The sequence below is a fragment of the Streptomyces sp. T028 genome, from assembly GCF_048159505.1.
Classification (GTDB): domain Bacteria; phylum Actinomycetota; class Actinomycetes; order Streptomycetales; family Streptomycetaceae; genus Streptomyces.
The window spans coordinates 67,079-93,583 of sequence record NZ_JBLRVZ010000072.1; the positions used below are offsets into that span (position 1 = coordinate 67,079).

The 26,505-nt window shown below is 72.0% G+C and carries 24 protein-coding genes; 9 read left to right on the top strand and 15 right to left on the bottom strand.

The genetic code is table 11. From position 1 onward, the window contains the following. Window positions 1-186: 186 nt before the first annotated feature. The 5 genes from ACLZN2_RS47215 to ACLZN2_RS47235 all read right to left on the bottom strand — a co-directional run bounded on the left by ACLZN2_RS47215 (window position 187) and on the right by ACLZN2_RS47235 (window position 8,258). Complete coding sequence (locus ACLZN2_RS47215; RefSeq protein WP_416986232.1) at window positions 187-2,526, bottom strand: SWIM zinc finger family protein; 2,340 nt, start codon at window positions 2,524-2,526, stop codon at window positions 187-189. Next, on the bottom strand, window positions 2,526-5,282 hold the full coding sequence (locus tag ACLZN2_RS47220; protein ID WP_416986256.1) for a DEAD/DEAH box helicase: 2,757 nt from the start codon (window positions 5,280-5,282) through the stop codon (window positions 2,526-2,528). Before ACLZN2_RS47220 ends, ACLZN2_RS47215 begins: the two co-directional genes overlap by 1 nt. Before the next feature lie 170 nt (window positions 5,283-5,452). After that, window positions 5,453-6,046 carry a sugar kinase gene (locus ACLZN2_RS47225; protein ID WP_416986233.1) on the bottom strand — a complete coding sequence of 198 codons (594 nt, stop codon included), beginning with the start codon at window positions 6,044-6,046 and terminating at the stop codon, window positions 5,453-5,455. A gap of 142 nt (window positions 6,047-6,188) precedes the next feature. Beyond that, window positions 6,189-7,337 carry an ROK family glucokinase gene (locus tag ACLZN2_RS47230; protein ID WP_416986234.1) on the bottom strand — a complete coding sequence of 383 codons (1,149 nt, stop codon included), beginning with the start codon at window positions 7,335-7,337 and terminating at the stop codon, window positions 6,189-6,191. A gap of 183 nt (window positions 7,338-7,520) precedes the next feature. After that, complete coding sequence (locus tag ACLZN2_RS47235) at window positions 7,521-8,258, bottom strand: GntR family transcriptional regulator (RefSeq protein ID WP_416986257.1); 738 nt, start codon at window positions 8,256-8,258, stop codon at window positions 7,521-7,523. A 129-nt stretch (window positions 8,259-8,387) separates the two neighbouring features. Here ACLZN2_RS47235 and ACLZN2_RS47240 point away from each other — a divergent pair, with 129 nt between their 5' ends. Continuing rightward, window positions 8,388-9,392, top strand: coding sequence for a Gfo/Idh/MocA family oxidoreductase (locus ACLZN2_RS47240; protein ID WP_416986235.1), 1,005 nt, complete (start codon window positions 8,388-8,390; stop codon window positions 9,390-9,392). 154 nt (window positions 9,393-9,546) lie between these two features. Here the strand turns inward: ACLZN2_RS47240 and ACLZN2_RS47245 are convergent, their stop codons facing one another. The 5 genes from ACLZN2_RS47245 to allB form a co-directional block, all read right to left on the bottom strand. Beyond that, complete coding sequence (locus tag ACLZN2_RS47245) at window positions 9,547-9,933, bottom strand: ribonuclease domain-containing protein (protein WP_416986236.1); 387 nt, start codon at window positions 9,931-9,933, stop codon at window positions 9,547-9,549. 105 nt (window positions 9,934-10,038) lie between these two features. Then, window positions 10,039-10,668: a dihydrofolate reductase family protein gene (locus ACLZN2_RS47250; RefSeq protein WP_416986237.1), complete on the bottom strand. Its 630-nt coding sequence runs from the start codon at window positions 10,666-10,668 to the stop codon at window positions 10,039-10,041. Between the two features lie 99 nt (window positions 10,669-10,767). Beyond that, window positions 10,768-11,781 carry a hypothetical protein gene (locus ACLZN2_RS47255; protein WP_416986238.1) on the bottom strand — a complete coding sequence of 338 codons (1,014 nt, stop codon included), beginning with the start codon at window positions 11,779-11,781 and terminating at the stop codon, window positions 10,768-10,770. Window positions 11,782-11,834: 53 nt separating this feature from the next. After that, a complete protein-coding gene (gene alc, locus ACLZN2_RS47260; protein ID WP_416986239.1) occupies window positions 11,835-12,950 on the bottom strand; it encodes an allantoicase in 1,116 nt (371 codons plus the stop codon). A gap of 38 nt (window positions 12,951-12,988) precedes the next feature. Then, on the bottom strand, window positions 12,989-14,335 hold the full coding sequence (gene allB / locus ACLZN2_RS47265; RefSeq protein ID WP_416986240.1) for an allantoinase AllB: 1,347 nt from the start codon (window positions 14,333-14,335) through the stop codon (window positions 12,989-12,991). A gap of 273 nt (window positions 14,336-14,608) precedes the next feature. Here allB and ACLZN2_RS47270 point away from each other — a divergent pair, with 273 nt between their 5' ends. Both ACLZN2_RS47270 and ACLZN2_RS47275 read left to right on the top strand, forming a co-directional pair. Beyond that, window positions 14,609-15,409 (top strand): IclR family transcriptional regulator, encoded by an 801-nt coding sequence (locus ACLZN2_RS47270; protein ID WP_416986241.1) that lies wholly within the window; start codon window positions 14,609-14,611, stop codon window positions 15,407-15,409. Window positions 15,410-15,455: 46 nt separating this feature from the next. Next, window positions 15,456-15,764 carry an antibiotic biosynthesis monooxygenase family protein gene (locus tag ACLZN2_RS47275; RefSeq protein WP_416986242.1) on the top strand — a complete coding sequence of 103 codons (309 nt, stop codon included), beginning with the start codon at window positions 15,456-15,458 and terminating at the stop codon, window positions 15,762-15,764. A gap of 102 nt (window positions 15,765-15,866) precedes the next feature. On the opposite strand, the gene ACLZN2_RS47280 is transcribed toward ACLZN2_RS47275, so the two are convergent. Continuing rightward, window positions 15,867-16,181 (bottom strand): DUF5955 family protein, encoded by a 315-nt coding sequence (locus ACLZN2_RS47280; RefSeq protein WP_416986243.1) that lies wholly within the window; start codon window positions 16,179-16,181, stop codon window positions 15,867-15,869. A gap of 182 nt (window positions 16,182-16,363) precedes the next feature. Here ACLZN2_RS47280 and ACLZN2_RS47285 point away from each other — a divergent pair, with 182 nt between their 5' ends. Together ACLZN2_RS47285 and aceB are read left to right on the top strand one after the other, a co-directional pair. Then, window positions 16,364-16,981, top strand: a complete 618-nt coding sequence (locus ACLZN2_RS47285) for a nucleotidyltransferase family protein (RefSeq protein WP_416986244.1) — start codon at window positions 16,364-16,366, stop codon at window positions 16,979-16,981. Window positions 16,982-17,075: 94 nt separating this feature from the next. Beyond that, window positions 17,076-18,701, top strand: a complete 1,626-nt coding sequence (gene aceB, locus ACLZN2_RS47290) for a malate synthase A (protein ID WP_416986245.1) — start codon at window positions 17,076-17,078, stop codon at window positions 18,699-18,701. A gap of 19 nt (window positions 18,702-18,720) precedes the next feature. On the opposite strand, the gene ACLZN2_RS47295 is transcribed toward aceB, so the two are convergent. Both ACLZN2_RS47295 and ACLZN2_RS47300 read right to left on the bottom strand, forming a co-directional pair. Beyond that, window positions 18,721-19,002 (bottom strand): SelT/SelW/SelH family protein, encoded by a 282-nt coding sequence (locus ACLZN2_RS47295; RefSeq protein WP_416986246.1) that lies wholly within the window; start codon window positions 19,000-19,002, stop codon window positions 18,721-18,723. Between the two features lie 44 nt (window positions 19,003-19,046). Continuing rightward, entirely contained in the window at window positions 19,047-19,982 is a 936-nt protein-coding gene (locus ACLZN2_RS47300; protein ID WP_416986247.1) for a HipA family kinase, read from the bottom strand. 669 nt (window positions 19,983-20,651) lie between these two features. Here ACLZN2_RS47300 and ACLZN2_RS47305 point away from each other — a divergent pair. From ACLZN2_RS47305 to ACLZN2_RS47320, 4 genes are all read left to right on the top strand, one after another. Beyond that, window positions 20,652-21,485, top strand: coding sequence for a transcriptional regulator (locus tag ACLZN2_RS47305; protein WP_416986248.1), 834 nt, complete (start codon window positions 20,652-20,654; stop codon window positions 21,483-21,485). 147 nt (window positions 21,486-21,632) lie between these two features. Beyond that, window positions 21,633-22,157, top strand: a complete 525-nt coding sequence (locus ACLZN2_RS47310; RefSeq protein WP_416986249.1) for a PadR family transcriptional regulator — start codon at window positions 21,633-21,635, stop codon at window positions 22,155-22,157. After that, window positions 22,154-22,891, top strand: coding sequence for an ABC transporter ATP-binding protein (locus tag ACLZN2_RS47315; RefSeq protein WP_416986250.1), 738 nt, complete (start codon window positions 22,154-22,156; stop codon window positions 22,889-22,891). The genes ACLZN2_RS47310 and ACLZN2_RS47315 overlap by 4 nt, the downstream gene beginning before the upstream one ends. Next, window positions 22,879-24,678 (top strand): FtsX-like permease family protein, encoded by a 1,800-nt coding sequence (locus ACLZN2_RS47320; protein WP_416986251.1) that lies wholly within the window; start codon window positions 22,879-22,881, stop codon window positions 24,676-24,678. Before ACLZN2_RS47315 ends, ACLZN2_RS47320 begins: the two co-directional genes overlap by 13 nt. Before the next feature lie 43 nt (window positions 24,679-24,721). Here the strand turns inward: ACLZN2_RS47320 and ACLZN2_RS47325 are convergent, their stop codons facing one another. Together ACLZN2_RS47325 and ACLZN2_RS47330 are read right to left on the bottom strand one after the other, a co-directional pair. Further along, window positions 24,722-25,327: a class I SAM-dependent methyltransferase gene (locus tag ACLZN2_RS47325; protein ID WP_416986252.1), complete on the bottom strand. Its 606-nt coding sequence runs from the start codon at window positions 25,325-25,327 to the stop codon at window positions 24,722-24,724. A 15-nt stretch (window positions 25,328-25,342) separates the two neighbouring features. Next, the coding region (locus tag ACLZN2_RS47330) for an alpha/beta fold hydrolase (RefSeq protein WP_416986253.1) at window positions 25,343-26,505 on the bottom strand (1,163 nt) is incomplete at its 5' end.

Sequence of the window (26,505 nt, forward strand, 5' to 3'; positions counted from 1 at the left end):
GAGGCGCACCGGACGGCGCCCGGCATGTCCCGCCCACCACCCTGACCTGGCCGTTCAAGGTCTGTCCAAGGTTTGGCCACGATCGGCCGGAAATGGTGGGCCGTGCGGCGTCCGTACGGGGGGGGCGGACGCCGCCTCGACGACCGTTCCGGTCAGGGGCGGGTGGTCGCGTGCGGGAGCCGTGGGTCAGGGCTCGGCGGTGCCGCCCAGGCCCGTGAGGGCTCCCACCGGGTCCGGGTCGGGGGTGCCGCGGGGCCACCAGTCGTCGTGGCCGGGCTCGGACTCGTACGGGTACCACAGGCCGTCGCGGCCGAAGCGGAGCTGGACATGGCCTCCGGGGTGGGTGAGGTGGTTGCGCCAGGGGCGGAAGGCGGGGAGGTCGGCGGCGAGGAGGAGCGGGCGGGCCCTGTCGAAGCGGCCCGCCGGCGGATCCCAGGGCTCCTCCAGGACGGTGAGGCCGTCCGGCCCGCCCTGCCGCCAGGCGGCGACCGCACGCGCCAGCTCGGAGGGGGTGCGGCCGGCGGCGGCCGCGAGCGCGGCGTACAGGGCGCGGGTGGCGGCGGTGAGCCCGGAGCCGGGGCGGGCGGCGGCGAGCCGTACGGCGTCCTGCCACAGGGTCAGTTCGCCGATCTCGTCGTGGCCGGTGACGAGCAGGGCGTGGGCGCGGGCGGCGGCGTCGGTGGCGAGCTGGTCCAGGGCGAAGGAGTCGGGGCCGTTCGGCGCGGAGGGGTAGGCCGGGGGCTGCTCGGGGTGCGGCAGGACGGGCAAGGGGGCGGGCAGCGGCGGAAGTTGACGCATCGGGCGTGGGGTGACGGCCTCCGAGGCGCGGACGCCCGGCAGGGGGGCGGGTTCCTGGTCCTGGGCGGCTCGGGCCGCGCGCGTGGCGTTACGGCGGGACAGCGCGTCCAGCAGCTCGCGTTCGCCCCGGCCGCGCAGCAGGAGCAGCACGAACGGATCGGCGTCCAGCAGCCGCGCGGTCTGGTAGCAGAGGGCTGCGGCGTGTTTGCAGGGGTGCGCCCGGTCGGGGCAGCTGCAGTGCGGGTCGAGGTCACCGGGACCGGGAAGCAGCGGCACGCCGCAGTCGGCGAGGGACTCCGGCATCTCCTTGTCGAGCAGCGCCGCGATGTGCGCGGGGCTGTCCACCGCGGCGTCCAGGAACCGCTCCCAGTCCTCCTCGCCGAGCGTCCGCAGCCGGACCTGCACACGGTAGGGGCGGGGACGGCTGCCCTGCACGTACGCGAGGACGAGTCCCGGGGTGACGGTGATGGCGTCCACGTTCCCCTGCTGGGCGTATCCCCGGCCGCGCGCCAGCCGCTTGACGTCCAGCGCCCCTTCCTCCAGCGCGGCCACCCAGGCATGTCCCCACCAGGTCTCGGCGAAGCGGGCTTCCTCGCCCTCGCCGGGCACGGGGAGCGGCGCGAAGGCCGGGAAGGTGCGCCGGTGGTCGCCGTCACGGGAGGGGGCTGCCATGGAGCGGGGGGAGTGCGGTGCGGGGGCGGTGGAGGCGGGGTGCCGGTGGTCGGTGGGGGCGGGGTGCCGGTGGGCGGTGGGGGCGGGCGGGGTGGGAGTCGCCGGGGGCGGCTCGTGCGTGGGGGCGGGCGTGGGAGGCGTGGCGGGAGCCGGGCGGGACTCGTCGGCGGAGAGCGGGGGCAGGTCGTCGTCCGACGGCATCCGGAAGGCGTCGGCGAGCGACTCCCGTACGAGGCGTGCGCGTTCGCGGGCCTTACGGTCACCGGTGCCGATGCCCGTCGTACGGCTCCGGCCTCGCGCAATCGAGTCGGCGGCGGAGACCCGGGCGGCGTCAGGGACGACAGGGCCGGCGGCACCCGCACCTCCGGGCGCCGGGTGAGCACGGCCGGCGTGCCGCTCCCCCGCCTCCGCGTCCGCCTCCGCCGCGTCCCGCCGCGCCTGGGCACGGGCCGCCCGCAACGCCTCCCGGGCGATGTCCCCGGGGCGAGCGCCCGGCCGTGGGGACTTGCCTGCGGAGGTGTCCGCGACGGGAGTGCGGGACTGCGATGCGGCGAGGGCAGGGGTGTCGGCCCGTGACGGTTCGGATGGGCGCGTGGCAGGGGTCGGCGTGCCGGGAACGGCGGGGCCGGACACGGCTGCGGGGGAGGCTGACGCTCCCTCACCGGTGGCGGGTGTGCCGGGCCCCACGGTGGCCGGTGTGCCGGGCCCCACGGTGTCGGGCCCGGACGGGCGGGACGCGGAAGCACTGGCGCTCCGCGCGTGCCGCAGTGCCGCGCGAGCGGCGTCGCCGGGGCTGAGGGCGAGAGGACCCGGCTCGGTCCCAGCGGCAGCGCCGGTCCCCGGTACGGCGTCGTCCCGCGCCCCTGACCCGCGGTCACCTCGTCCGGCCACGGCACGCCCCGCCTGCTCCACGTCCCCGGCAGCGCCCATCGGCGCTTCCCCCCGGCTCCCCCGCTCCCGCGCCGCCCGCAGGGCACGACGGGCGGCGTCGGCAGGCCGCTCCCCGGCCCCTTCCGCCGCAGGCACCCCGGCCTCTCGCTCCCGTTCCTCGCTCATCACGCCTCCCTCCGCAGTCGCACCAGGTCGGTCAGTTCGCGGTCGGTGAGTTCGGTGAGGGCGGACTCGCCGGAGCCCAGGACGGCGTCGGCGAGGGCCCGCTTGGAGACGAGCATCTCGGCGATGCGGTCCTCGACCGTGCCCTCGGTGATGAGGCGGTGGACCTGGACGGGCTGGGTCTGGCCGATGCGGTAGGCGCGGTCGGTGGCCTGTTCCTCGACCGCCGGGTTCCACCAGCGGTCGAAGTGGACGACGTGGCCCGCGCGGGTGAGGTTCAGGCCGGTGCCGGCGGCCTTGAGGGAGAGGACGAGGACCGGGGTGGCGCCGCTCTGGAAGCGGTCCACCATGTGCTCGCGCTCCGGGACCGGTGTGCCTCCGTGCAACAACTCCACCGGGATCGCCCGGTCGGCGAGGTGGGCGGTGATCAGGCGGGCCATGCCGACGTACTGCGTGAAGACGAGGACCGAGCCGTCCTCGGCGAGGACGGTGTCCAGCAGTTCGTCGAGGAGGGCGAGTTTGCCGGAGCGGGCGGCCAGCCGGTCGCCGACGGAGGTGGTCTCCTCCTTGAGGTAGAGCGCGGGGTGGTCGCAGATCTGTTTCAGCGCGCCCAGCAGCTTCAGCACCAGGCCCCGGCGCGCGATCCCCTGCGCCGTCTCGATGGCGAGCAGCGACTCGCGCACCACCGCCTCGTAGAGGGCGGCCTGTTCGCGGGTGAGCGGCACCGGGTGGTCGGTCTCGGTCTTGGGCGGCAGTTCGGGGACGATCCCGGGGTCGGACTTCTTGCGGCGCAGGAGGAAGGGGCGGACCAGCCGGGCGAGGCGCTCCACCGCGTCCCCGTTCTCGCCGTACTCGCCGTTCTCCACGGCGCGCGCGTGCCGGGCGCGGAAGGACTTCAGGGGGCCGAGGAGGCCGGGGGTCGTCCAGTCCAGCAGGGCCCACAGTTCGGAGAGGTTGTTCTCGACGGGCGTGCCGGTCAGGGCCACGCGCGCGGGGGACGGGATGGTGCGCAGCGCCTTCGCCGTCGCCGAGTAGGGGTTCTTCACGTGCTGTGCCTCGTCCGCGACGACCATGCCCCACGGCTGGCCGGCCAGGGTCGTCGCGGTGGAGCGCATGGTGCCGTACGTGGTGAGGACGAAGCCGCCGGTGAGGTCGGCCAGGCTGCGGCCCTGGCCGTGGAAGCGGCGGACGGGGACGCCGGGTGCGAAGCGGGTGATCTCGCGCTGCCAGTTGCCCAGCAGGGAGGCCGGGCAGACCACGAGGGTGGGTTCGGTGCGGGCGCGCCGCAGGTGGAGGGCGATGACGGTGATCGTCTTGCCGAGGCCCATGTCGTCGGCGAGGCAGCCGCCGAGGCCGAGGGAGGTCATGAGGTCCAGCCAGGCCAGGCCGCGGAGTTGGTAGTCGCGCAGGGTCGCGTGCAGGCCGGGGGGCGGGGCCGCCGGGCGTACACCGGCCGTCAGGCGGTCGCGCAGGGCGGCGAGCGCGCCCACGGGCACCGCCTCCACGGTCTCGCCGTCGACCTCGGCCGTGCCCGTGAGGGCGGCGGACAGGGCGTCCACCGGGTCCAGCAGGCCCAGTTCGCGTTTGCGGGCCTTGCGGACGAGGGCCGGGTCGACCAGGACCCACTGGTCGCGCAGCCGCACCATGGGACGGTGGGCCTCGGCCAACACGTCCATCTCGGCCTCGCTGAGCGGGTCGCCGCCGAGCGCCAGCTGCCAGCGGAACTGCAGCAGTTCCTCGCTGTCGAAGAAGCCGGTGCCGTCGGTCGCCGAGCCCGGCGCGGGCCGTACGACCGCGGTCGCGCTGAGGTCCTGTGCCAGGTCCCGGGGCCAGTGGACGGCCACCCCGGCCGCCGCGAGCCGGGTCGCCGCCACGCCGAGCAGGTCGCTCAACTCGTCCTCGGACAGGGCCAGTACGTCCGGTGCGTCCTGCTCCGCGAGCCGGGCCAGCGGCGGCCACACACGCGCCGCGCGCCGCACCGCGAGGGCGGCGTCCACGCGCGCGCGTGGCCCGAAGGCCGCGTCCGCATCGCCCGCCCACAGGGCCGCCGCGTCGGCGACCAGGGTGGGATCGGCGAGACTGTGCACCTGGACGATCGCCGCTCCCGCGCCGCGCGCCCGCCCGCCGTCGTCGGACGCGTCGAACATGTCGTACGCGGACAGGTCGAGGCGGAGCGAGATCCGCACGCCCGCGTCCATGCCGGCGGCGACCTCCGCCGCCCAGTCGTGGGCGCCGGGCAGCCGCTGGGGCCGGCGGTCGGCGTAGGGCTTCCCGGCGGCGTACGGCGCGGCCGGGGTGCGGGGCAGGCTGTCCGCTACGGCGTCCAGGAAGGCGCGCATCAGGGCCTCCGGCTGCGGCAGCCGGAGCGGTCCGGTGCCGGGCAGGGGGACGGCGTGCCCCTCGTGGGGCAGGGCGGCGGCGACCGCGCGCAGGTGCGCGATGTCCTCCGGGTCGAGAGGGCCGGCCCGCCAGGCGTCATGGCCGGAGGGCGTCAGACCGGGCAGCAGGCGACCACGGGCGGTGAGCCTGAGCGCGTGCAGCGCGGCCGCGCCCCAGCAGGCGGTGGCGGGGTGGGCGGCGGGGTCGCGGCGGGCGCGCACGAGCAGCGGGAGCGCCCGGTCCAGGGGCAGCGTCAGGGCGGGCGTCTGCCTGCGGCGGACGGAGGTGCCGTACGGGCGGACGACGGTCAGCTCCGTCCGCTCGATGCCGTCCCCGTCGCCCGGGTCGTCACCGACGGCCGTGGGGTCCCAGAAGGCCATCCGGCCCTCGCGCGGGAGCGGGGCGGGCAGGAAGACCGCGGCGAGACGCACCGACACACCCGCCTGTTCCGCCGGAGACCTGTCGCCCGTACGCACTGTCCACCTCCCGCCCGCATGTCGGATCACTCGTCTTCGACTCTACGGGCGGGGTCTGACAATCGGCCCCGGCCCTAGGGAACCGTGCGGGAGACGACGTACACGAACGGGTAGGTGGGGTTGCCGTAGTTCACGACGACGTCCAGCGTGGGCGTCGGGTTCTTCTTCTCGCGGACGATGCCGTAGAACTCGCCCTTGCGGGCCCCGGGCCCCTCGAACCGCCAGCCCGTGATGCCCTGGTCGCGGGCGCTGATGGTGATGTCGCCCCGTCTCAGGTCGGCCCGGTCGACGCCGATCTGCGCGAGGAACTGGTCGAGGCCGGCGTGCGTGGTCTGGAACTGCACGTAGAGACGGCTGGTCTTCCAGTTGTTCGTCTCGTAGTAGGCGACCTGGTTGGACGGGTGCGGGACCGGCACCTGGTAGAGGCGGCGCTGGACCTTCGAGGGCCAGCCCGTGGTCAGGCCGGTCGCCGAGTACTTCGCCTCCTTGTCCTTGCCGCTGTCGCGGCTCTGGTTGGCGGAGATCACCAGATAGCCGGCCGGGACGCCGATGAGCAGCACGATGATCAGCAGGGTGAGCGCCCTGCGCCGGATCACATGGCGGCGGTCCTCCGGTGGCCGGGGTGGCTCGTCGGGGGGCGCCGCCTGGCGGGGCAGCGAGGCGGTCATGCGGTGTCCCTGGTGGTGCGGGTGGTGCGGGCGGTGCGGGCCCCACGGCTGGTGCCGACCGTATCTGTGCCGACCGTATCGGTGCAGGTCGTACCGGTACGAGTCGTACGAGTCGTGGGGGTCGTGCGGGGTGATGCCGGGATCATGCCGTGTCCCGGGTGCGGCGGGCCGCGTCCGTGAACCGTTCGAAGCGCTCGTAGCGCTCGACGCGGCGCCGCTTGGCGCGCCGGAAGCGGCGGGCGACCAGACGGGCGAGGTCGGCGGCGCCGACCATACCGGCCTCGGGGCCGAGCTGGGCGCGGACGATCCGGGCCTCCGGGCGGTAGCCGCGTCCGGTGAGCTGGCGCTTGAACGCGTCGCGCGCGGGGGCGATCAGCAGGTCGTCGGCGGCCGACACACCGCCGCCGATCACGAAGCAGGAGGGGTCGAGCGCCGCGGCCAGGTTGGCGATGCCGACGCCGAGCCACTGGCCGATGTCCTGGAGCAGCTCGATGCACATCGCGTCGCCCTCGCGGGCCAGCTCGGTGATCATCGGGCCGGTGATGTCACCGATCTGCCCCTTGACGTGCTCGATGATCCCGTACGCCACCGGGGAGTCCGCCGCGGCCAGCTCCTTGGCCTCCCTGACCAGGGCGTTCCCGGAGCTGTACTGCTCCCAGCAGCCGCGGTTGCCGCACGGGCAGCGGTGGCCGCCGGGCACGACCTGCATATGCCCGAACTCGCCCGCGACGCCGTACTTGCCCCGCTTGACCTGGCCGTCCTCCAGGATCGCGCCGCCGATGCCGGTGCCCAGCGTGATCATGACCAGGTGGTCCTCGCCGCGGCCCGCGCCGAAGCGCCACTCCGCCCAGGCGGCGGTGTTGGCGTCGTTGTCCACGAGGACGGGGACCGAGAGACGCCCGGAGAGGCGGTCGCGCAGCGGCTCGTTGCGCCAGGACAGGTGGGGGGCGAACAGGACGCGGTTGCGGTCCGCGTCGACCCAGCCGGCGGCGCCGATGCCGACGGCGTGCACGTCGTGGCGGTCGGACAGGTCCAGGACCAGCTCGACGATCGTGTCCTCGACGACCCTGGGGCTCTTCGACTTGTCCGGGGTCTCCGTGCGGACCTTCTCCAGGATGTTGCCGTCGGCGTCGACGACGCCCGCCATCACCTTGGTGCCGCCGATGTCGATGCCGACCGTGGGCACACGGGGTGCGGTGAGGTGCGAGCGGCGCTCTCTGGTGCCCACTGTCCGCAGTGCGGGGGCACGCCTGGAGCCGATGGGGGCGCTGAAGTTGCCGTAGGTGCTCATCGTCGCCGATTCTGCCTCACCCTCCGGGGGAGTGCCGAGCGGGGCGGAAACGGGGCGGTTTCGGACCGATGCCGTCTGCGGGACGATTCGTGGCCGGTCGCGCAGTTCCCCGCGCCCCTTGGTTGGCCTCGTTGCCCGGCATTGTCAGGACAATCGGACCACAGCCCCCCTCTCGTGCTGCCCTCAGGGCCGTACGAGCAGCTGGAACTCGAAGGAATAGCGGGTCGGGCGGTAGATGTGGTCGCCGAACTCGACCGCGCGGCCGGTGTCGTCGAAGGTCGTGCGCTGCATGGTGAGGAGGGGGGCACCGGGCTCCTCGGCGAGGCGTTCCGCCTCGGCGGGGGTGGCGGCGCGGGCGCCGATGGACTGGCGGGCGCTGTGGAGGGTGATCCCGGCGGCCCGCATCAGGCGGTACAGGCCGGTGGCCTCCAGCTGGCCGGTGTCCAGGTCGAGCAGGCCGCCCGGGAGGTGGTTGCAGAGGTACGCCATCGGCTCCCCGTGCGCGAGCCGCAGCCGTTCCACCCGGTGCACCTCGCTGCCCTCGGCGACCGCGAGCGCGGCGGCGACCTCGGCGGAGGCGGGGACGACCGTGTTGACCAGGACGGTCGTCGCGGGGCGCTGACCTGCCGCCTCCAGGTCGTCGTAGAGGCTGCTGAGCTCCAGCGGGCGCTTGACCTGGCTGTGCACGACCTGGGTGCCGACGCCCCGGCGGCGCACCAGCAGGCCCTTGTCGACGAGCGACTGGATGGCCTGGCGCACGGTCGGGCGGGACAGGCCGAGCCGGGCGGCGAGTTCGATCTCGTTGCCCAGCAGGCTGCCGGGCGTGAGCGATCCGTGCTCGATCGCGGCCTCCAACTGCTGGGACAGCTGGAAGTACAACGGCACCGGAGAGCTCCGGTCCACTCGGAGTTCGAGCTGCACGGTCGGATCCACTTCTGGTTTCGGCACCCGCCGAGCGTAGCTCCGAGCGCTGTTGACGGGAAGTTGCGCAGTCCGGTTGTCCGGACATACGGATTGACATCGTGCGGCCTGCGACGCCACTTTGTTTCCATGCGCATCGGGGTCATCGGGACGGGCCGCATCGGCACGATTCATGCGAACACACTCAGCCGTCACCGCGAGGTCGGATCCCTGATCCTGACGGACGCGGACCCCGCGCGGGCGCAGGAGCTCGCGCTGCGGCTGGGCGAGACCGCCGCCCCCGGGGTGGACGAGATCTTCCGCTGGGGCGTGGACGCGGTCGTGATCACCACGGCCACCTCGGCGCACGCCGAACTGATCGGTCGGGCAGCGCGCTCGGGGCTTCCGGTGTTCTGCGAGAAGCCCATCGCCCTGGACCTGGCGGGGACCTTAGGGGCGATCGCCGAGGTCGAGGCCGCGGGAACGGTCCTGCAGATGGGGTTCCAGCGCCGCTTCGACGCGGGCTACACGGGGGCGAGGGAGGCCGTACGGTCCGGTCGGCTCGGGCGGCTGCACACCGTGCGGGCGCTGACCTCCGACCAGTCGCCGCCGCCCGCCGAGTGGCTGCCGGTGTCCGGCGGGATCTACCGGGACGCCCTGATCCACGACTTCGACTGTCTGCGCTGGGTGACCGGGCGCGAGGTGCGCGAGGTGTACGCCGCCGGGTCCGACGCCGGTCCCGCGATGTTCCGGGCCGCCGGGGACCTCGACACGGCGGCGGCGGTCCTCACCCTCGACGACGGCACCCTCGCCACCGCCACCGCGACCCGGCTGAACGGCGCCGGCTACGACGTGCGGATGGAGCTGGCCGGGGAGCTCGACCAGATCGTGGTCGGTCTGGACGACCGTACGCCGATCGCCTCCACCGAACCCACCGGTCCCCCGGCCGCGGACAAGCCCTGGGGCGGCTTCCTGGAGCGCTTCGGGCCCGCGTACGAGGCGGAGCTCATCGCCTTCGTGGAAGTCCTCCACGGCGGGCGCGCCAACCCCTGCGACGGCCGGGAGGCTCTGCAGGCCTTCCGGATCGCGGAGGCCTGCGACGTCTCACGCCGGGAGCGGAGGCCGGTGTCGCTGGCGGAGATCCCGGGATCGTGAAACGGACCTGCGACTGCCCACCGGAGCGTACGCCTGCCGCCGGGCGGGCATGCCTCGCCCCGCGGCCGAGGTGCGTGGGGGGTCCGCGGGGCGAGGAAGGTGCGCGTACTGCGGAAGCGGCTGCGCCGTTCCTGGGGCCGGTCCGTGGGGGGACTCAGCAGTCGTAGTCGATCAGGTCGAACGACGCGTAGTGGTCGGCCGTGTAGTAGTCCTCCTCGTACTCCTCACCGGTGACGATGCGGCGCGCGCCGCGGGTGGAGGAGCCCGGGGTCTTCACGGTGTACTCGTGGTAGTAGCCGGTGGGCTGGCTCGGCAGGATGCCTTCCCTGTTCTGGAAGACACCGCCGTCCTGCGAGTACGGGAAGGGGCCACCCTGCTCGATCAGTTCGAGCGTGTCGTACGCCTGGGACGGCAGGTCGCTGTAGCAGATGCTGCCGACCGCGGCGGCCGCGGGAGTGGCGGTGACGGTGCCGCCCACCAGGAGGGCGGACAGCACGGCGGCCGCGGCACCGATGCGGGTGATTCGTGGGGGGAATCTCATGCCTTCATGATGACGCGCGTAGACCATGGCATGTCAATGACAACTCCGGAGAATTTCCCGCCAAGTCCCATGAGTTTTCCGGGAATTAACTTCGCGCCGGCTCCTCTAGGAGGTCTGGTCCGGGAGCTCGTAGGAGCCGTAGCGCGGGCGGCCCTCGAAGTCGTACGTCTGGATGGAGACGCCGGCGGCGGTGACGCGGCCGGCGGTGTGGCGGAACGCCGTCGGGACGGCGCCGTCGGCGAAGAAGCGGCGGCCGGTGCCGAGGACCACCGGGAAGCTCAGCAGATGGAGCGTGTCGACGAGGTCCCGGGCCAGCAGGGACTGGACGAGGGCGCCGCTGCCGTGCACCTGGAGCTCGCCGTCGGTGGTCTCCTTCAGGGCCGTGACCTCCTGGGCGAGGTCGCCGCCGAGGACCGTGGTGCCGGCCCACTGCGGGTCGGTGAGGGTCGAGGAGGGCACGTACTTCGGCAGCGCGTTCAGCTTGCCGGCCACCGGGTCGGCGGGGTCGGTCACCTTCGGCCAGTACGAGGCGAAGATGTCGTACGTCCGGCGGCCGAGCAGGAACGCTCCGACATGGCCGAAGACCTCGTTGACGAAAGCGCCGAAGTCGTCGTCGCCGTACGGAAAGCTCCAGCCGCCGTGCTCGAAGCCGTCCCGGGTGTCCTCCTGGGGCCCGCCCGGGGCCTGGTAGACGCCGTCGAGGGTGACGAAGATGGTGGAGACGAGCTTGCCCATCGCGGGTGCCTGCTTTCTTGCGCGGGGTCCCTTGTCATCACCTCAGACCCCGCCCGCGCCCGCAACTCATCGGTGCGCCCGCCTCGGCCCACGTGACGGTCAGCCGAGCGCCCCTCGGACCCGGTGCAGGTAGCTGAAGTCGTGGTCCTCGCGGGCGCGCGCCAGCGGGCGGATCTCGCGGGTGGCCACGTTCAGCGCATAGCCGCCGACCGCCCCCAGGACCCAGCTGAGTCCGGGTTGCGCCACGCTCGCGGCGGCGGCCGCAAGGGCCACGGTCACCGTCACCGACCGCTCCACCCAGGCCATACGGCTGCTCTTCGCAGCCTTGTGGTAGTCCTCGACGGACTGCTCGACCTCGCGGCGCAGCTGGGCCAGGACGTCGGCGGGGTGCTCGTAGTCGCGGCGGAGGTCTCCGAGGAGACGGTGCAGGGCACGCATCAGGCGCTCGCGTTCGTCGGAGTGGCGCTCGCGGAAGGCGAGGACCTCCGCGACGGTGGTCCCGGGCGCCGGTACCGGCAGCAGGCTGCTCAGGTCCGCCTGGAACGCCGCCAGCGGCCTCTGCGTGGGGGCGGCGCGCAGAGAGGCCTCGTAGGCCTCGGGACGGTCCGTGTACGGGATGTAGGGGACGTCTCCCCGAGCGGCCAGCTCGCGCGCGAGGACGCCGACGACCAGGTGCCGCACCTCCCGGGGCACGGCGAGGCTCCAGTACCCGCTGCGGTCGCGCTCGGCCAGGCCGAGCCTCAGCAGTTCCTCCTCCAGCCACCAACTCAGTTTCGAGCTGTAGAGGAAAGCCTCGGGCGGCGACGGCAGCCTGGGCCGGTTCGGGCCCGACGCCAGTGCGAGCAGTTCCTCGCGCAGCACCTCGGACGCCTGGGTGCCGTCGAACGCGGCACCCCAGTCCGGGTCGGCCAGCAGGTCCATGGAGCCGCGGCCGAAGCGGAGTGGTGTGTAGAGCGAGCGGTCCCTGAGATCCCTCAGCTCCGGGGGGACGGCGACCTCGTAGACCTCGGGATCCGTCGGCACGACCGAGCCGATCCCGTCCCAGTACAGCAGTGCCTGATGGAGGACCTCGGCGGGCGGCCTCACCAACGGGTAGTAGAGCAGTACCGCCATCCCGTCTCCCCCTGAACTCCGCTTCCCCACCGCTGAGTTCAGGGTAGCGGAGGTCAGCCGCCCAGCTCCTGGTGCCGTGCCGCGAGACCGGTCGCCCCCGCGTCGGTCAGGGAGCCGTGCAGGCGGAGGCGGGTGATGCCGCCGTCGGGGTGGATGTCCACGCGCGCGTGGGTGGCGACGGCCGGGGCCGAAAGGACGAAGCGGTGGTTGGTGTCGGGCTGAAGGCGGGTGCGCGGGACGATCTCCGTCCACTCGCCGTCCTCGCCGTCCCGTACGGAGACCGAGGCCCAGCCTGCGCTGTTGCCCTTGAGGTACGCCGTGTCGATCTCCAGGGCGCGGATCTCGGACTGGGCGACCAGGCGGTAGCGGATCCAGTCGTTGCCCTGGTCGCGGCGGCGGCGGGTCTCCCAGGCGTCGTCCATCCGGCGGGAGCGGCCGGGGCGGATCGTGTTCGACGGGGGTGAGTAGAAGCGGTCGGAGGCGTCCTCGGCCCGGCCGCCGTTCTCCAGGGCGACGACGTCGAAGGTGCCGAGCGTCGCCAGCCAGGCGGGGTCGGGTACGACCTCGCCGTACACGCGGAGACGGGCTATACCGCCGTCGGGGTGCTGGTTGACGCGCAGGTGGGTGAAGCGCTGTTCGACGGAGACGGAGAAGCCGTTCGCCGCGTGGCCGCCGACCGGGGTGCGCGGGACCAGCGTCGTCCACTTGACGTCGTCGCCGAGGAGTTCCTCGGGGGACGGGGTGCCGGGGACGGACGTGCCCTCGACCGAGACCGCCTGCGGGTAGTTGCCGCGGAAGTGGGCGGTGTCGACGACGATCCCGCGGATCACCCCGGGGGCGCCGAGGCGGACCAGGGCCCAGTCGTGGTCGTCGGCCGTGGGCCAGGGATGGCCGGCGGAGGCGCCTCGGCGGCGGCGGGTCTCCCAGCCGTCCATGATCTTGCCCTTGTGGCCGAAGTGCTCGGGATGGAACTCGGCGCGATGGGGCAGCAGCAGGTTCTCACGCTCGGCGAAGAACTCGTCGTTGGCGGCGATGACTGCGGCGCCGAGCTGCCGGTCGGCGAGGTCGGCGAGGTGGGTGAAGGGGAAGTCGGCGGTGCGGTAGTCGGCGTACGGGTCGCCGCCGCCGTAGGGGTTCGCGTCGCCGGTGAACGTCGGTATCGCTGCCACGGGATGTGCCTTTCGGGAGTCGGCCGGTGCGGGTGCGTTCAGAGCCTGTGGGTGCGGGTGAGCAGCGCGCCCCTCGGTGCGGTGAACTCGCCGTCCACGACGATGCGTTCGCCGCGCAGCCAGGTGGACCTCACGACGCCGTACAGGGTCCGGCCGGCGTACGCGGTGACGCGGTTGCGGTGCTGGAGGGCGGCCGGGTCGACGGTGAAGGTCGCGTCGGGGGCGAGGACGGCGAAGTCGGCGTCGCGGCCCGCCTCGATGGCGCCCTTGCGGGCCTCCAGGCCCACGAGCCGCGCGGTGTTCGCCGACATCCAGCGGACGACGTCCTCCAGGCCGTGGCCGCGCCGACGGGCTTCGGTCCACACCGCCGGGAGGCTCAGCTGGAGTCCGGAGATGCCGCCCCAGGCCGTCGCGAAGTCGGCGGTCTTCAGGTCGGCCGTCGACGGGGAGTGGTCCGTGACCACGCAGTCGATGGTGCCCTCGGCGAGTGCCCGCCAGAGCAGGTCCTGGTTGGCGGCCTCGCGGATGGGCGGGCAGCACTTGAACTCGCTGGCGCCGTCCGGGACCTCCTCGGCGGTGAGGGTGAGGTAGTGGGGGCAGGTCTCGGCCGTGATGCGGACACCCTCCGCCTTGGCGGCCGCGATCAGTGGCAGCGCGTCGCTGGAGGACAGGTGCAGGACGTGCACGCGCGCGTGGAGGCGTTTCGCCCGGTCGATCAGCGCGGCGACGGCACTGTCCTCGGCGGCGCGGGGGCGGCTGGCGAGGAAGTCGGCGTAGCGGGGGCCGCTCTGCTGCGGGGCGGTGTCGAGGTGGTGCGGGTCCTCGGCGTGGACGATGAGCAGGGCGCCGAAGCCGGCGATCTCGGTCAGGGAGCGGGTCAGACCGTCCTGGTCGAGGTGGGGGAACTCGTCCACGCCGGACGGGGACAGGAACGCCTTGAAGCCGAAGACCCCGGCGTCGTGCAACGGGCGCAGGTCCTTGACGTTGCCGGGCAGGGCGCCGCCCCAGAAGCCGACGTCGATGTGCGCCTTGTCGGCGGCGACCTCCCGCTTGGTGCGCAGGTGTTCGACGGTCGTGGTGGGCGGGAGGGAGTTCAGGGGCATGTCGACGAGGGTGGTGATGCCGCCGGCCGCCGCCGCGCGCGTGGCGGTCCAGAAGCCCTCCCAGTGGGTGCGGCCCGGGTCGTTCACGTGCACATGGGTGTCGACCAGGCCGGGCAGCAGGACGTCGTCGCCGAGGTCCTCCAGGACGGCCCCCGAGGGGAGGGGTGCGTCGTACGGCAGTACGGCGGTGATCGTCCCGCCGGAGACCGCGACCGAGGCGGCGCGCATCCCTTCGGGAGTGATGACGCGCGTCGAGCGCAGCACCAGTTCAGCGTCGGACACCCTGACCCCTCTCTGCCGCCGTTTACTTCCGCGTAACGGAATTCAACGTTCTGTTGAAGGAGTCTTCCCTCCCGCCTCGCGAGCCGTCAAGGGCGCCCTGTCGGCGCCCCTCCGACCCTCCTCTCCAGGGTGCCCCCACCGCCGCCATTCTGGATGTTTCCATGAAGTGGAAATAGAATTTCAGCACGCAGAACGTAGCCACACACCACCAGGGAGTCAACCGACCGCCGGGTAGGCTTCAGCTCCTCCCGCCTGTGTCGAAAGGAACGCGCCGTGCCGACGTCGAGCGCCAGCACCTCCGACTCCGCCCGGTCCGCCGGCGGAGGGGTCCAGTCCCTCGAGCGCGCCTTCGACCTGCTGGAGCGGATGGCGGACGCGGGCGGCGAGGTCGGACTGAGCGAGCTGTCCGCGAGCAGCGGGCTGCCGCTGCCCACCATCCACCGACTGATGCGCACCCTGGTCGTCTGCGGGTACGTCCGCCAGCAGCCCAACCGCCGGTACGCGCTCGGCCCGCGGCTGATCCGGCTCGGCGAGTCGGCGTCCCGGCTGCTCGGCACCTGGGCGCGGCCGTATCTGGCCCGCCTGGTCGAGGAGACCGGTGAGACGGCGAACATGGCGCTGCTCGACGGGGACGAGATCGTGTACGTGGCGCAGGTGCCGTCGAAGCACTCGATGCGGATGTTCACCGAGGTGGGGCGACGGGTGCTGCCGCACTCCACGGGGGTGGGCAAGGCGCTGCTCGCGGGGTTCTCGGACGCCGAGGTGCGCGCCCTCCTCGCCCGTACGGGCATGCCGGCCGCCACCGAGAAGACGATCACCACCGCGGAGGGCTTCCTCGCGGCGCTGGCGGACGTGCGGCGCAGCGGCTACGCGGTCGACGACAACGAGCAGGAGATCGGCGTGCGCTGCCTCGCGGTGTCCGTCCCCGACTCCCCCACCGCGGCGGCCATCTCCATCTCCGGCCCGGCGGGCCGCGTCACGGAGTCGGCGACGGAACGGATCGTGCCGGTCCTGCAGCAGGTGGCGGGTGAACTGTCACAGGCGCTGGCCAGCACCGGTGCTACCGCGCCGTAGGTCCTAGCCTGGGAGCAGGGGACCGCGGTCGAGCGAGGTGGTCGCCATGCTGCAGGAGAACAAGCACTGGTCCTCGGGGAACTGGCAGGTCAAGGAGGGCAGGGCGGACGAGTTCGTCGAGCTCTGGCGGGAGTTCCTCACCTGGACCAAGGAGGCCAACGACGGGTTCCTCGGAGCCCGGCTGATCCGGGACCTCAGGAGCCCGGACCACTTCGTCTCCTTCGCCGCCTGGCGGGATCTCGACTCGATGCGCGCCTGGCAGGGCTCGCCCGACTTCGGCGAACGCTTCAAGGCCGTGCACGCCCTGTGCGACGACATGCAGAGCGGCGGCTACGAACTGGTCTGCGACATCTGAGGCCCCGCCGGCATCTGAGGTCCCGCCGGCATCTGAGGTCCATCGACATCCGAGGAAGCCCCCGGTCCCCGGCCCCCGGGGCCCCCGGGGTCTCCGGCCCCCTCAGCGGCGCGGTGGCTCGCCGAACAGGTCCACCGCCTCGCGTACCTGGGTGAGGCCGCGGGTCAGGGCGCTGACCGAGCCGATGGCTCCGGCGATCAGCAGCAGGGAGCGGCGCAGGTGCGGTATCTCGGGGGCGCCGTCGGCGGCCATGGCGTCCAGGGCGGCGAGTTCCTCCTCCGCGATGTCCCGGTCCGGGAACTCCGCGGGGTGTGCGGCGAGTTCCCGGCGCAGCCGGGACACGGCGGAGCGCAGCTCCACCACCCGCGGGTCCTTGTCGCTGCCGGTCACAGGCCTCTGCTCCACGCTGCGCAACACAGTCCTCCCCCTCGCACCCCGCCTCGCGCGTGCATGTTCCCGCGCCGGGTGCCGGTCGGGCCCCGGACGGTGCGGGCGCCCAGTAAACGCCACCTCGGGCCATGGGCGCCAGTCCACTGCGTCACCGAGTTGCTGCGCAGCGTGATCCGCGCGTTGTCACCGGTGTGCGGTATGCAGGAGCCATGACGTACGACGTGGACGAGGTCGCCGGACTGCTGCTCGCGGCCGGTGGCGGGCGGCGGCTCGGCGGGCGCCCGAAGGCGCTGCTGACGCACCGGGGACGGCCGCTGGTGGAGCATGCGGTGGGGGTGCTGCGGGCAGCCGGGTGCGCGCGCGTGCACGTGGTCCTGGGGGCCGCGGCCGAGGCCGTACGGCAGCGGGCGCGGCTCGACGGGTGCGTGGTGGTGGAGAACCCGGAGTGGGAGGAGGGCATGGGCTCCTCGCTGCGGGCCGGGCTGGGCTCGCTCGCCGGGACGGGGGCGCGGGCGGCGCTGGTGTCGCTGGTCGACCAGCCGGGCATCGGACCGGAGGCGACGGCCCGGGTGCTCGCCGCGTACGAGGGGGAGAAGTCGCTGGCCGCGGCGGCCTACGACGGGGTGCGCGGCCATCCCGTCCTGTTCGGCGCGGCTCACTGGGCGGGCGTGGCGGAGGGCGCGCGAGGCGACCAGGGGGCGCGCGCGTATCTGAAGGCGCACGCAACCGAGGTCGTCCTCGTCGAGTGCGGGGACGCGGCCCGGCCGTACGACATCGACACCCCGGAGGATCTGGCCCTGCTCACGCCCGGTCCGGATGCACCCTGAGATCAACAAACCATTGAACTTCCACGATGAGGAAACTAGAATCCATTTTCACCAGGGCACCCGGTGCCACGCTCGCTGAAGGAAGTGACCGTTCATGTCCGCACCAGCGCCGTCCCGGCTGGCCATCGTCGACGCCGAGCCCCTGCAGCGCCAGGAGGAGGTACTCACCGAGGCCGCGCTCGCCTTCGTCGCCGAGCTGCACCGGCGGTTCACCCCGCGCCGCGACGAGCTCCTCGCCCGCCGCGCGGAGCGCCGCGCCGAGATCGCCCGCACCTCCACGCTCGGCTTCCTGCCGGAGACGGCCTCGATCCGCGCCGACGACTCCTGGCGGGTGGCCCCCTGCCCCGCCGCTCTGGAGGACCGCCGGGTCGAGATCACCGGCCCCACGGACCGCAAGATGACCGTCAACGCCCTCAACTCGGGGGCGCGGATCTGGCTCGCGGACTTCGAGGACGCCTCGGCCCCCACCTGGGAGAACGTGATCCTGGGCCAGGTCAACATGGCCGACGCCTACACCCGGAGCATCGACTTCACGGACGCGTCGAGCGGCAAGTCGTACGCCCTGCGACCCAACGAGGAGCTCGCGACGGTCGTCATGCGCCCGCGCGGCTGGCACCTCGACGAGCGGCACCTGGTCGACGGGGACGGCACCCCGGTCCCCGGCGCTCTCGTCGACTTCGGCCTGTACTTCTTCCACAACGCGCGGCGGCTGCTCGACCTCGGCAAGGGCCCGTACTTCTACCTCCCGAAGACGGAGTCGCACCTGGAAGCCCGTCTGTGGAACGACGTGTTCGTCTTCGCGCAGGACCACGTCGGCATCCCGCAGGGCACGATCCGCGCCACCGTCCTCATCGAGACGATCACGGCCGCGTACGAGATGGAGGAGATCCTCTACGAACTCCGCGACCATGCCTCGGGGTTGAACGCGGGCCGCTGGGACTATCTGTTCTCCATCGTGAAGAACTTCCGGGACGGCGGGCCGAAGTTCGTCCTCCCGGACCGCAACGCCGTGACGATGACGGCCCCGTTCATGCGCGCGTACACCGAACTCCTCGTGCGCACCTGCCACAAGCGCGGCGCGCACGCCATCGGCGGCATGGCCGCCTTCATCCCGTCCCGCCGGGACCCGGAGGTCAACAAGGTGGCCTTCGAGAAGGTCCGCGCCGACAAGGACCGGGAGGCGGACGACGGCTTCGACGGCTCCTGGGTCGCCCACCCCGACCTGGTCCCGATCGCCATGGAGTCCTTCGACAGGGTCCTGGGCGACCGGCCGAACCAGAAGGACCGCCTCCGCGAGGACGTCCATGTCGAGGCCGCCGAGCTGATCGCGGTCGACTCGCTGGAGGCGCGGCCCAGCTACCCGGGTCTGGTCAACGCCGTGCAGGTGGGCATCCGCTACATCGAGGCCTGGCTGCGCGGCCTGGGCGCGGTCGCCATCTTCAACCTCATGGAGGACGCGGCCACCGCCGAGATCTCCCGCTCGCAGGTCTGGCAGTGGATCAACGCGGGCGTGGAGTTCGAGAACGGCGAGAAGGCGACCCCGGACCTGGCCCGGAAGGTCGCCGCCGAGGAACTCGGCAACCTCCGCGCCGAGCTGAGCGAGGAGGCCTTCGCCGCCGGTCACTGGCAGCAGGCCCACGACCTGTTCCTGGAGGTCGCCCTCGACGAGGACTACGTCGACTTCCTCACCCTGCCCGCGTACCGGCAGCTGCGGGGCTGAGGCCCGGCGGGCAGCCGGGTCAGGCAGGCCCGTCCGAGTGGCCCAGGGACCTCCCCGGGGCCACTCGGTCGCGTACGAGCCGCTTGACCGCCGTCGGCTCCGGGAAGCCCTGCTCACGGCGGTCCCACACCACCTCGTCGTTCACCCGCACGACGAACACCCCGCCCTTGCCCGGCCTCAGTGTCAGCTCCGTCAGCTCGGTCTCGAAGGTCGTGAGCAGTTCCTGCGCCAGCCAGGCGGCACGCGGCAGCCAACGGCACTGGGTGCAGTACTCGATCTCGACGCGCTGCTGTTCATTCATCCGGTCATTCATCCGGTCATTCATCCGGTCGCCCATCCGGTCATTCATCCGGTCGTTCCTCCGAGGTGCACCGACCCGTCCTGTTCCACCGCCGGCTTGCCGTGCAGGTCGGGTACCCACTTGAGCCAGTCCGGACGGCCCTGCTGTGTACGTGCCGCCCGGAGCGCCTCCTCGGCGGCGAGTTCCTCCCGCGTGGGGAACTCGGTGGGGAGCCAGTCCGCGGAGGCGCGCACGCGCGCGTGGAGGTAGTCGACGTACGCCGTCCTGATGTCGTCCGGCGTCGCGAAGCCCTCCTCGCCGTACAGCCAGGAGTCCGGTACCTCGGCCACGATGTCCCGCAGCAGCTCCCGGGTCACCTTCGGCGCGAGTTCCGCGTCGGCGGCGCGCACGTCGGGGCCGTAGTGGCCGAGGGCGTGATGGCGGAAGTCGTAGGCCTTGGCGGGGTCGGAGGCGTCCCAGCGGTGGTGGAAGACGAGGGCGGCGCCGTGGTCGATCAGCCACAGGCGCGGCGGCACGGTGCCGAGGGTGGGCCAGATCATCAGGTTGGAGCTGTGGACCGTACGGTCGACGTTCACCGTGAGGGCGTCCAGCCAGACGATCTTCCCGGCCTCCAGCGGATCCACCCGGAATGCCTTCGCCACCTCCGGTGTGAAGTCCTTCGCGCCCGGCAGATAGTCCATCCCGAGGTTGAGGCCCGCGCTCGCGCCGTACAGGTCGCGCACCTCCTGGTGGGGCTCGTCGGCGGCGATCGCCGGGTCGAAGTGCACCAGGACCAGCTCGGGGAAGCGCAGCCCGAGCGCCCGCGCCAGCTCGCCCACGATCACCTCGGCGACCAGCGCCTTGCGGCCCTGCGCGGAGCCGGTGAACTTCACGACGTACGTACCGAGGTTGTCGGCCTCGACGAGCCCCGGCAGCGAGCCGCCCTCACGCAACGCCGTGACATAGCGGGTCGCGGTGACCTCGGTCAGACCCGAGCGCACTCACCCTCTCCTTTCAGCCGAACTGACGGACAGCCAGAACTGACGGATCCTCATGAACAACCCTCGTCGCACAGAAATCACAACGGAACCGCACATGGAATGACGCCCTCTGGACACTCACGCCGACACGTCTCACCATGGATGAGTACATACGTCCGCCGCAACGTGACCGCACCGCGTCCTCAGCGGTGGGGGAGGTGCTGAGGGTTCAGCCATGGCTCAGGGCCGGTTTCACACCATCCTCACACCCGGGCGGCTACGACCGCGCACCGCTGACACCGATAGGTGGGCCGGCCGTGCCGCGCGTCGACGATCGCCGCGATCCCTCCGCCGCCCTTTCCCGGAGAACTGTGTTCTGAAGATGTCCTGAGATGTCCTGAAGATTTCTTCCCACGGGGGTGAAGTATCTTGAACCAGTCATCTACCAGTCTACTTGACCCAACGGACAGCAGAAAGGCAATCGATCGGGCTGGGGCGCACGGTGCATCGCGGGGAGCGAGGACCGAGAGAGTTCTCATTTCCTCCCTCATACCCGGTGATTCTCCGCGCTCGGAAGGGCAGGACCAGGGGCACATAGCCCGGCTTGCCGAGATCGACGAGCCACTGCCACCGATTCTTGTCGAACGCCGCAGCATGAGGGTGATAGACGGAATTCATCGCCTTCTCGCCATGGTGTTGAAAGGGCAGGAGACGATCGAGGTCGAGTTCTTCGACGGCAGTGCGGAGGACGCGTTCCTCCGCGGGGTCACGGCCAATGTGACGCATGGACTCCCGCTGTCGCACGCCGACCGGAAATCAGCGGCCGCCCGGATCGTCGCATCGCACCCGCACATGTCCGACCGAGCCATCGCGCGGGCGTCGGGCCTGGGAGCCAAGACCGTCGCAACCATCCGGCGCAGCTCGAGTGACGCGCTGACGTGCGTGAACGCGCGGGTCGGCAGCGACGGCAAGGTGCGCCCGCTCAACAGCGCGGAGGGCCGCCTCAAGGCCGCCGAAGTGCTGGCCGAACGCCCGGAAGCCTCGTTACGAGAGGTGGCGCGGATCGCCGGAATCTCCCCGGCGACAGTGAGCGACGTACGCAGGCGCATCGCGGTCGGCGAACTGCCGGTGACCGTACGGACCGGCGCGGCCGACCCCCATGAGGACGCGGCCGTACCCGCCCAGGATCTCGGCGTCAGAAACAGCCGGAGTCCGAAGCGGCTCGAGCAGGTGGATCCCACCCCGGTCATCAAGAAACTCCTGCGGGATCCCTCGCTGCGGCACAACGAAGAGGGACGGAACCTGCTGCGGCTGCTCCAGCAGAACGCGATCGCCATGTCGTCCGAACTGACCGTCGCCGTACCGCCCCATTGCAGAGAACTCGTGGTGAAGCTGGCGCGGCAATACGCCGAAACCTGGTACGAGTTCGCGCGGGAGCTGGAGGTCCTGACCAAGGCGCTGGACGTGTCGGCGGATGATCAGGCAGGCGGCGAGGACGACTCACCCTTCGGCGGGCAGCGGTAGAGCCGGTCGCCTTCGACCCCACCGGCGGAGCTTCAGCGTCCCCACCCTCACCAGCCATGGTCACAGACGGTGACACCCACGGGCAGAGCCTCGGTTGACTCCTCTGACGGATAACCGCTATTCATGAGCTAGCCGTTAGGGGGTCGCATGCAAGACGTGGTGCTGGCGATGCTCGCGAAGGAGCCATCGCATGGCTACCACCTGCGCACATGGCTGCGGCGGGCGCTTGGTCCGCTCGGGGAGTCGATGAACGCGGGCCAGATCTATGTGACGTTGGCCCGACTCGAACGAGCGGGACTGGTCGTCCGCGAACGAACGGATGGGCCGCAGGACCGGAAGGTGTACGCGCTGACGCCGGCCGGGCAGCAGCGGGTGGCCACCTGGCTGACCGAGGTGAACTGGCCGAAGCAGGACCTGGCCGAGCTCCACCTCAAGCTCGCGGCGGTGAGAGCGGCGCGGCTCGCCGATCCGGCGGAGCTGGTGGCCGCGCACCGACGCGAGTTGCTGGGACGTCTGCAGCAGGCGCAGCGCGCGCTGATGGCCGAGCCGGACGGCTCGGTCGCCGGCCTGCTTCTGGAGGGTGTCGCTCTGCGGTTGCAGGCGGACCTGCGCTGGTTGCGGGCCTGCGAGCAATTTTGGTCGAAGGCCGAGAACAAAGCTGAGGATGAATGAACCAGTTCGACGCGGTGCTGCAGGCCCGCGACCTGTTAAGGACACATGGCCGCGGGGAGAGCGTGGTTCACGCGGTGGACGGCGTCGACCTGGATGTGCGAGCCGGACAGATGCTGGCCGTCATGGGGCCGAGCGGCTGCGGGAAGTCCACCCTGCTGCACCTGTTGGGCGGCCTGGAGCGGCCCACCGACGGAGAGGTGTGGCTGGCCGGCCGACGCATCGACACCCTCAGTGAACGGGCCCTGGCCCAACTGCGACGCCGGTCGGTGGGCTTCGTCTTCCAGGCGTTCCACCTGGTCGAGGAACTGTCGGCGGCGGAGAACGTGGAACTGCCGGTACTGCTGGCCGGACGCTCTCTGCGCACGGCCCGGCGTCGCGCGGACCAGTTGCTGGAAGAGGTCGGGCTGGCCGACCGTGCCCGGCATCTGCCCTGGCAGCTGTCGGGCGGACAGCGCCAGCGGGTGGCCATCGCCCGCGCCCTGGCCAACGAGCCGCTGGTGCTGCTGGCCGACGAGCCGACCGGGAACCTGGACACCGCGGCCACCCTCGACGTGCTGCGCCTTTTCGAGGACCTGCGTGGCGCGGGGCAGACCCTCGTGATCGTCACGCACGACGAGCGGGTCGCGGCCACGGCGGACCGGCTCGTGTCGATGCGCGACGGCAGACTTGTCGAAGACACCTCGATGGCGGCCCCCAGGAAGCCGGTGGACGGCATCTACGGGTGGGAGAACTGACCGTCATGGGCCGCATCCTCCTTGTGTTCCGCCTCGTCTGGTCCGACATACGCCGCCATCCCGGCCAGGCCGCGATGCTCCTCCTCTCCCTCACGGTCGCCACCGGCATGCTGGCCCTGGGCGCGTCGCTGGGCGGGGCGACCGAGACGCTCTACCGCCACACGCGCGCCATGACGGCCGGGCCGGACGTGGTGGCGATCTCCCCCGACACCTCCGCCGACACGACCGAGACCCAGGCCCAGTTGACGAGCGACCCCGCGGTCGCCGCCCACAGCGGTCCGTACCTCCAGTACTACACAGAGCTCAAGGCGAAGGGTGCCGCCTCGAACGTGGTGGTGACGGCCGCCGACGCGAAACCGGGCCCGGTGGACCGCCCTCTGGTGACCTCAGGCACCTGGGTACGGTCCGGAGGGGTCGTGGTCGAACGCGGCTTCGCCGGCGCGCTGGGCGTCGATGTCGGCGACCACGTCACCGTCGCCGGCCGCTCGCTGCCGGTCATCGGGACGGCCGTGAGCGCTGCCAGCACCGTCTATCCGTTCGCGCAGATGGCCGGTCCCGGCGGCGGGCCGAGTGACTACAGCGGTCTGGTCTGGATGAGCGAACAGGACACCGAGGCGCTGGCCGCCAAGGATCTTCCGGTGTCCTCCCTCCTCTACCTGAAACTGCGCGACCCGGACGCGACCCAGGCGTTCGTGGCCTCGCACCGCGGCCCATCGGTCTATGCGAGCTTCCAGACCTGGCAGTTCATGATCACCGGGGACGCCTCGATCATCGAGGGCAGCCAGCCGATCCTCGTCATCGGCAGCTGGCTGCTGAGCTTCCTCGCCATCGCCGGCGTGGCCACCCTCGCCGCGGGACGCGCCGCCAAGCAGACCCGCCGCGTGGGACTGCTCAAGGCCGTCGGCGCCACGCCCGGCCTCATCGCCGCCGTCCTGCTCACCGAATACGTGACCCTGGCACTGGTCGCCGACGCACTCGGCCTGCTGGCCGCGCGGTTCACCCAACCCGCCATCGTCAACCCCACCGCCAGCCTGCTGACCACCACCGCCGGACCGAGCGGCGGCGTCATCGCCCTCACCACCGTCGTCGCCCTGGCCGTGGCCATCCTCACCACCCTCGGCCCAACCCTGCGCGCCATGCGCACCGAAACCGTCGCCGCGCTGGCCGACACCGTACGCCAACCCGACCACCGGGCCCGTCTGACACGGCTGTCCGCGATGCTGCCGGTCCCGGTCCTGCTCGGGCTGCGCCTGGTCGCCCGTCGGCCCGGCCGCGCGTTCCTGCAGGCGTGCAGCATCACAGCCACCGGCATCGTGATCACGGCACTGCTGGTCATCTTCGCCCAGCGCCAGGTGAGTTACGGGATCGACTCGCCCCAGCTGGGCAGTCTGAAGGACGCTCAGAGCCAGCACACGATAGTCGCCGTCGCCGCCGCGCTGGTCGTCCTCGCCGCCGTGAACACGCTCACGAGCACATGGACCACGGCACTGGAGGCCCGGCACACCTTGGCCGTCGCACGCACGCTCGGCGCCACCCCCGGGCAGGTCACGGCCGGGCTGTCCGCCGCGCAACTCCTGCCCACCGTGCCCGGCGCCGTCGTCGGCGTCCCCATGGGCCTCGCGTTCTGCTGGTTCTTCAGCAACGCGGGAACGGTCTACCCCTCGGTGTGGTGGCTGTTCGCCGCCGCACTGGCGACGGTACTGGTCACCGCCGCGCTCACCGCCCTGCCCGCCCGCCTGGCGGCCCGCCGATCCGTCGCACAGACCCTCAGCGCCGAGACGACGTGAGCGTCCGTCGGGTCCGTCCGGTCCTGGCACCGGACGGACCCGTTCAGAGCGCTGTCCGGCGGATGGTGGCCAGCCAGGCGTGAGCCTTCCTGCCGAACTGGGGGGCGACCGCGAAAGTCGCCGGGGCGATGTCGACCATCTCCCACCCCTCGTCGAACGCCTGGCGCAGCTCGGCCTGCGCTATCCGCCGAGGGCCGAGTGCGCCGGGCTGGCGGTCGCTGAAGCACATCAGATGGCACGTGCCGCCCGGCTCCGTCACCGACGTGAGGCTGCTGACGTACTGCCGGCGCTCCTCGTCGTCGAGGACATGGAACATCCCCACGTCGACCACCGTGTCGAAGGTCGTTCCGAGGAGGGCGAGATCGAGCACGTCACCGGTTTCGAGGCGGACCTTCAGTCCACGCTCGTCGGCTTTTCGGCGGGCCCTGCCGATGGCGGTCGCCGAGCAGTCGATTCCCGTGGCGTCGGCGCCGTGGAGGGCCGCCAGCAGTGTGTGTTCCCCGGTACCGCAGCCCGCGTCGAGCACGCGTCCGGAGAGCAGACCGCTCTCGGCGAGGCGGACGATCGCCTCCTGCGGGCGCCCTGTCTCCCAGGGCGCCTGTTCCGTCGCCCGGTATATGGAGTCCCAGTCCGCCGACCGTGTCGCCATGTGCCATGACCTCCCTCACCAGCGGCCCGGTTCCTCTGAACCAGCGGCGTTCTCCGGACCGAGCCAGTCCGAGACGCAGGCCCAGACCTGCGCCAGCACTTCTGGACGAGCCATCTCCGTGTGCTTGCAGGAGATGTAGAACTCCGCCACCTCACCGGAGACATGGGGCTTCCAGGCAGCCGCACTCGAAGCGTCTCCCGACTTGTCCTCGGTAGCGGTCACGAGCAGCATGTCTCCGTCGAAGACGCCGATCTCGTGCTCCGTACTCAACGTCGCGGCATTGCGGAGCATGCGCAGGGCGCCGGGCCTGCGCCCGATTTCCTCCCCATCGAACTCCGCCTCAGCCGGCACAGGTTCCTGTGCCTCCTCCCGTGTCTCTTCCTGTGCCTCCTCCCGTGCCCCGTCACCGGGTTCCGGGTCTCGCTTCTTGAAGGGCACCGCGTCCATGGAGATCAGCGCGCCGACCTCGTGGCCTGCCGCCCGCAACTGTACGGCGATCTCGTGGGCGACAATTCCGCCGAGCGACCATCCCAGCAGGTGGTAGGGGCCGGATTCCTGGACCGACCGCATCTGCCTGATGTAGTCGGCCGCCATTTCCTCCACAGAGCGCGCCAATTCGCCCGTGTCGTTCACGCCGCGGGCCTGGAGCCCGTAAAGCGGATACTCCTCCGGCACATAGTGGGTCAGCGGTATGTAGCACCAACTGAGCCCGCCGGCGGGGTGAACACAGAAGAACGGGGGCTTGCTTCCCGAAGGCCGGATCGGGAAGAGGACGTCGAATTCGTTGCCCTCGTACGGCAGATCCAGCCGGGTGACGAGCCCGGCGGGGGTCGGGGCCTCGAACACCGCGCGTACCGAGAGGTCGAACCCGTGGAGGCGCAGTCGCTGCGTCAGCGACACCGCCAGGAGTGAGTGCCCACCCAGGTCGAAGAAGCTGTCGTCGGCGTTGACATGGTCGATACCGAGGACGTCGGCGAAAACCTCGCACAGGACCTCTTCGGCCGCTGTCTCCGGCGCACGTCCGCTGTCGACGTTCCCGTACTCCGGGGCCGGGAGGGCGGCCCGGTCCACCTTGCGGTTCACGGTCAGCGGCAGTTCGTCCAGGACGACCACCGCCGCCGGCACCATGTACTCCGGCAACCGCTCAGCCGCCAACGCCCGCAGCACCACGGGCAGAT

Bases quoted from the DNA above. Each gene is read 5' to 3' on its own strand.
- ACLZN2_RS47215 (WP_416986232.1), bottom strand. From the start codon at position 2,526: ATGAGCGAGGAACGGGAGCGAGAGGCCGGGGTGCCTGCGGCGGAAGGG.
- ACLZN2_RS47220 (WP_416986256.1), bottom strand. From the start codon at position 5,282: ATGGCCTTCTGGGACCCCACGGCCGTCGGTGACGACCCGGGCGACGGG.
- ACLZN2_RS47225 (WP_416986233.1), bottom strand. From the start codon at position 6,046: ATGACCGCCTCGCTGCCCCGCCAGGCGGCGCCCCCCGACGAGCCACCC.
- ACLZN2_RS47230 (WP_416986234.1), bottom strand. From the start codon at position 7,337: ATGAGCACCTACGGCAACTTCAGCGCCCCCATCGGCTCCAGGCGTGCC.
- ACLZN2_RS47240 (WP_416986235.1), top strand. From the start codon at position 8,388: ATGCGCATCGGGGTCATCGGGACGGGCCGCATCGGCACGATTCATGCG.
- ACLZN2_RS47245 (WP_416986236.1), bottom strand. From the start codon at position 9,933: ATGAGATTCCCCCCACGAATCACCCGCATCGGTGCCGCGGCCGCCGTG.
- ACLZN2_RS47250 (WP_416986237.1), bottom strand. From the start codon at position 10,668: ATGGGCAAGCTCGTCTCCACCATCTTCGTCACCCTCGACGGCGTCTAC.
- ACLZN2_RS47255 (WP_416986238.1), bottom strand. From the start codon at position 11,781: ATGGCGGTACTGCTCTACTACCCGTTGGTGAGGCCGCCCGCCGAGGTC.
- ACLZN2_RS47275 (WP_416986242.1), top strand. From the start codon at position 15,456: ATGCTGCAGGAGAACAAGCACTGGTCCTCGGGGAACTGGCAGGTCAAG.
- ACLZN2_RS47285 (WP_416986244.1), top strand. From the start codon at position 16,364: ATGACGTACGACGTGGACGAGGTCGCCGGACTGCTGCTCGCGGCCGGT.
- aceB (WP_416986245.1), top strand. From the start codon at position 17,076: ATGTCCGCACCAGCGCCGTCCCGGCTGGCCATCGTCGACGCCGAGCCC.
- ACLZN2_RS47295 (WP_416986246.1), bottom strand. From the start codon at position 19,002: ATGAATGAACAGCAGCGCGTCGAGATCGAGTACTGCACCCAGTGCCGT.
- ACLZN2_RS47305 (WP_416986248.1), top strand. From the start codon at position 20,652: ATGGTGTTGAAAGGGCAGGAGACGATCGAGGTCGAGTTCTTCGACGGC.
- ACLZN2_RS47310 (WP_416986249.1), top strand. From the start codon at position 21,633: ATGCAAGACGTGGTGCTGGCGATGCTCGCGAAGGAGCCATCGCATGGC.
- ACLZN2_RS47315 (WP_416986250.1), top strand. From the start codon at position 22,154: ATGAACCAGTTCGACGCGGTGCTGCAGGCCCGCGACCTGTTAAGGACA.
- ACLZN2_RS47325 (WP_416986252.1), bottom strand. From the start codon at position 25,327: ATGGCGACACGGTCGGCGGACTGGGACTCCATATACCGGGCGACGGAA.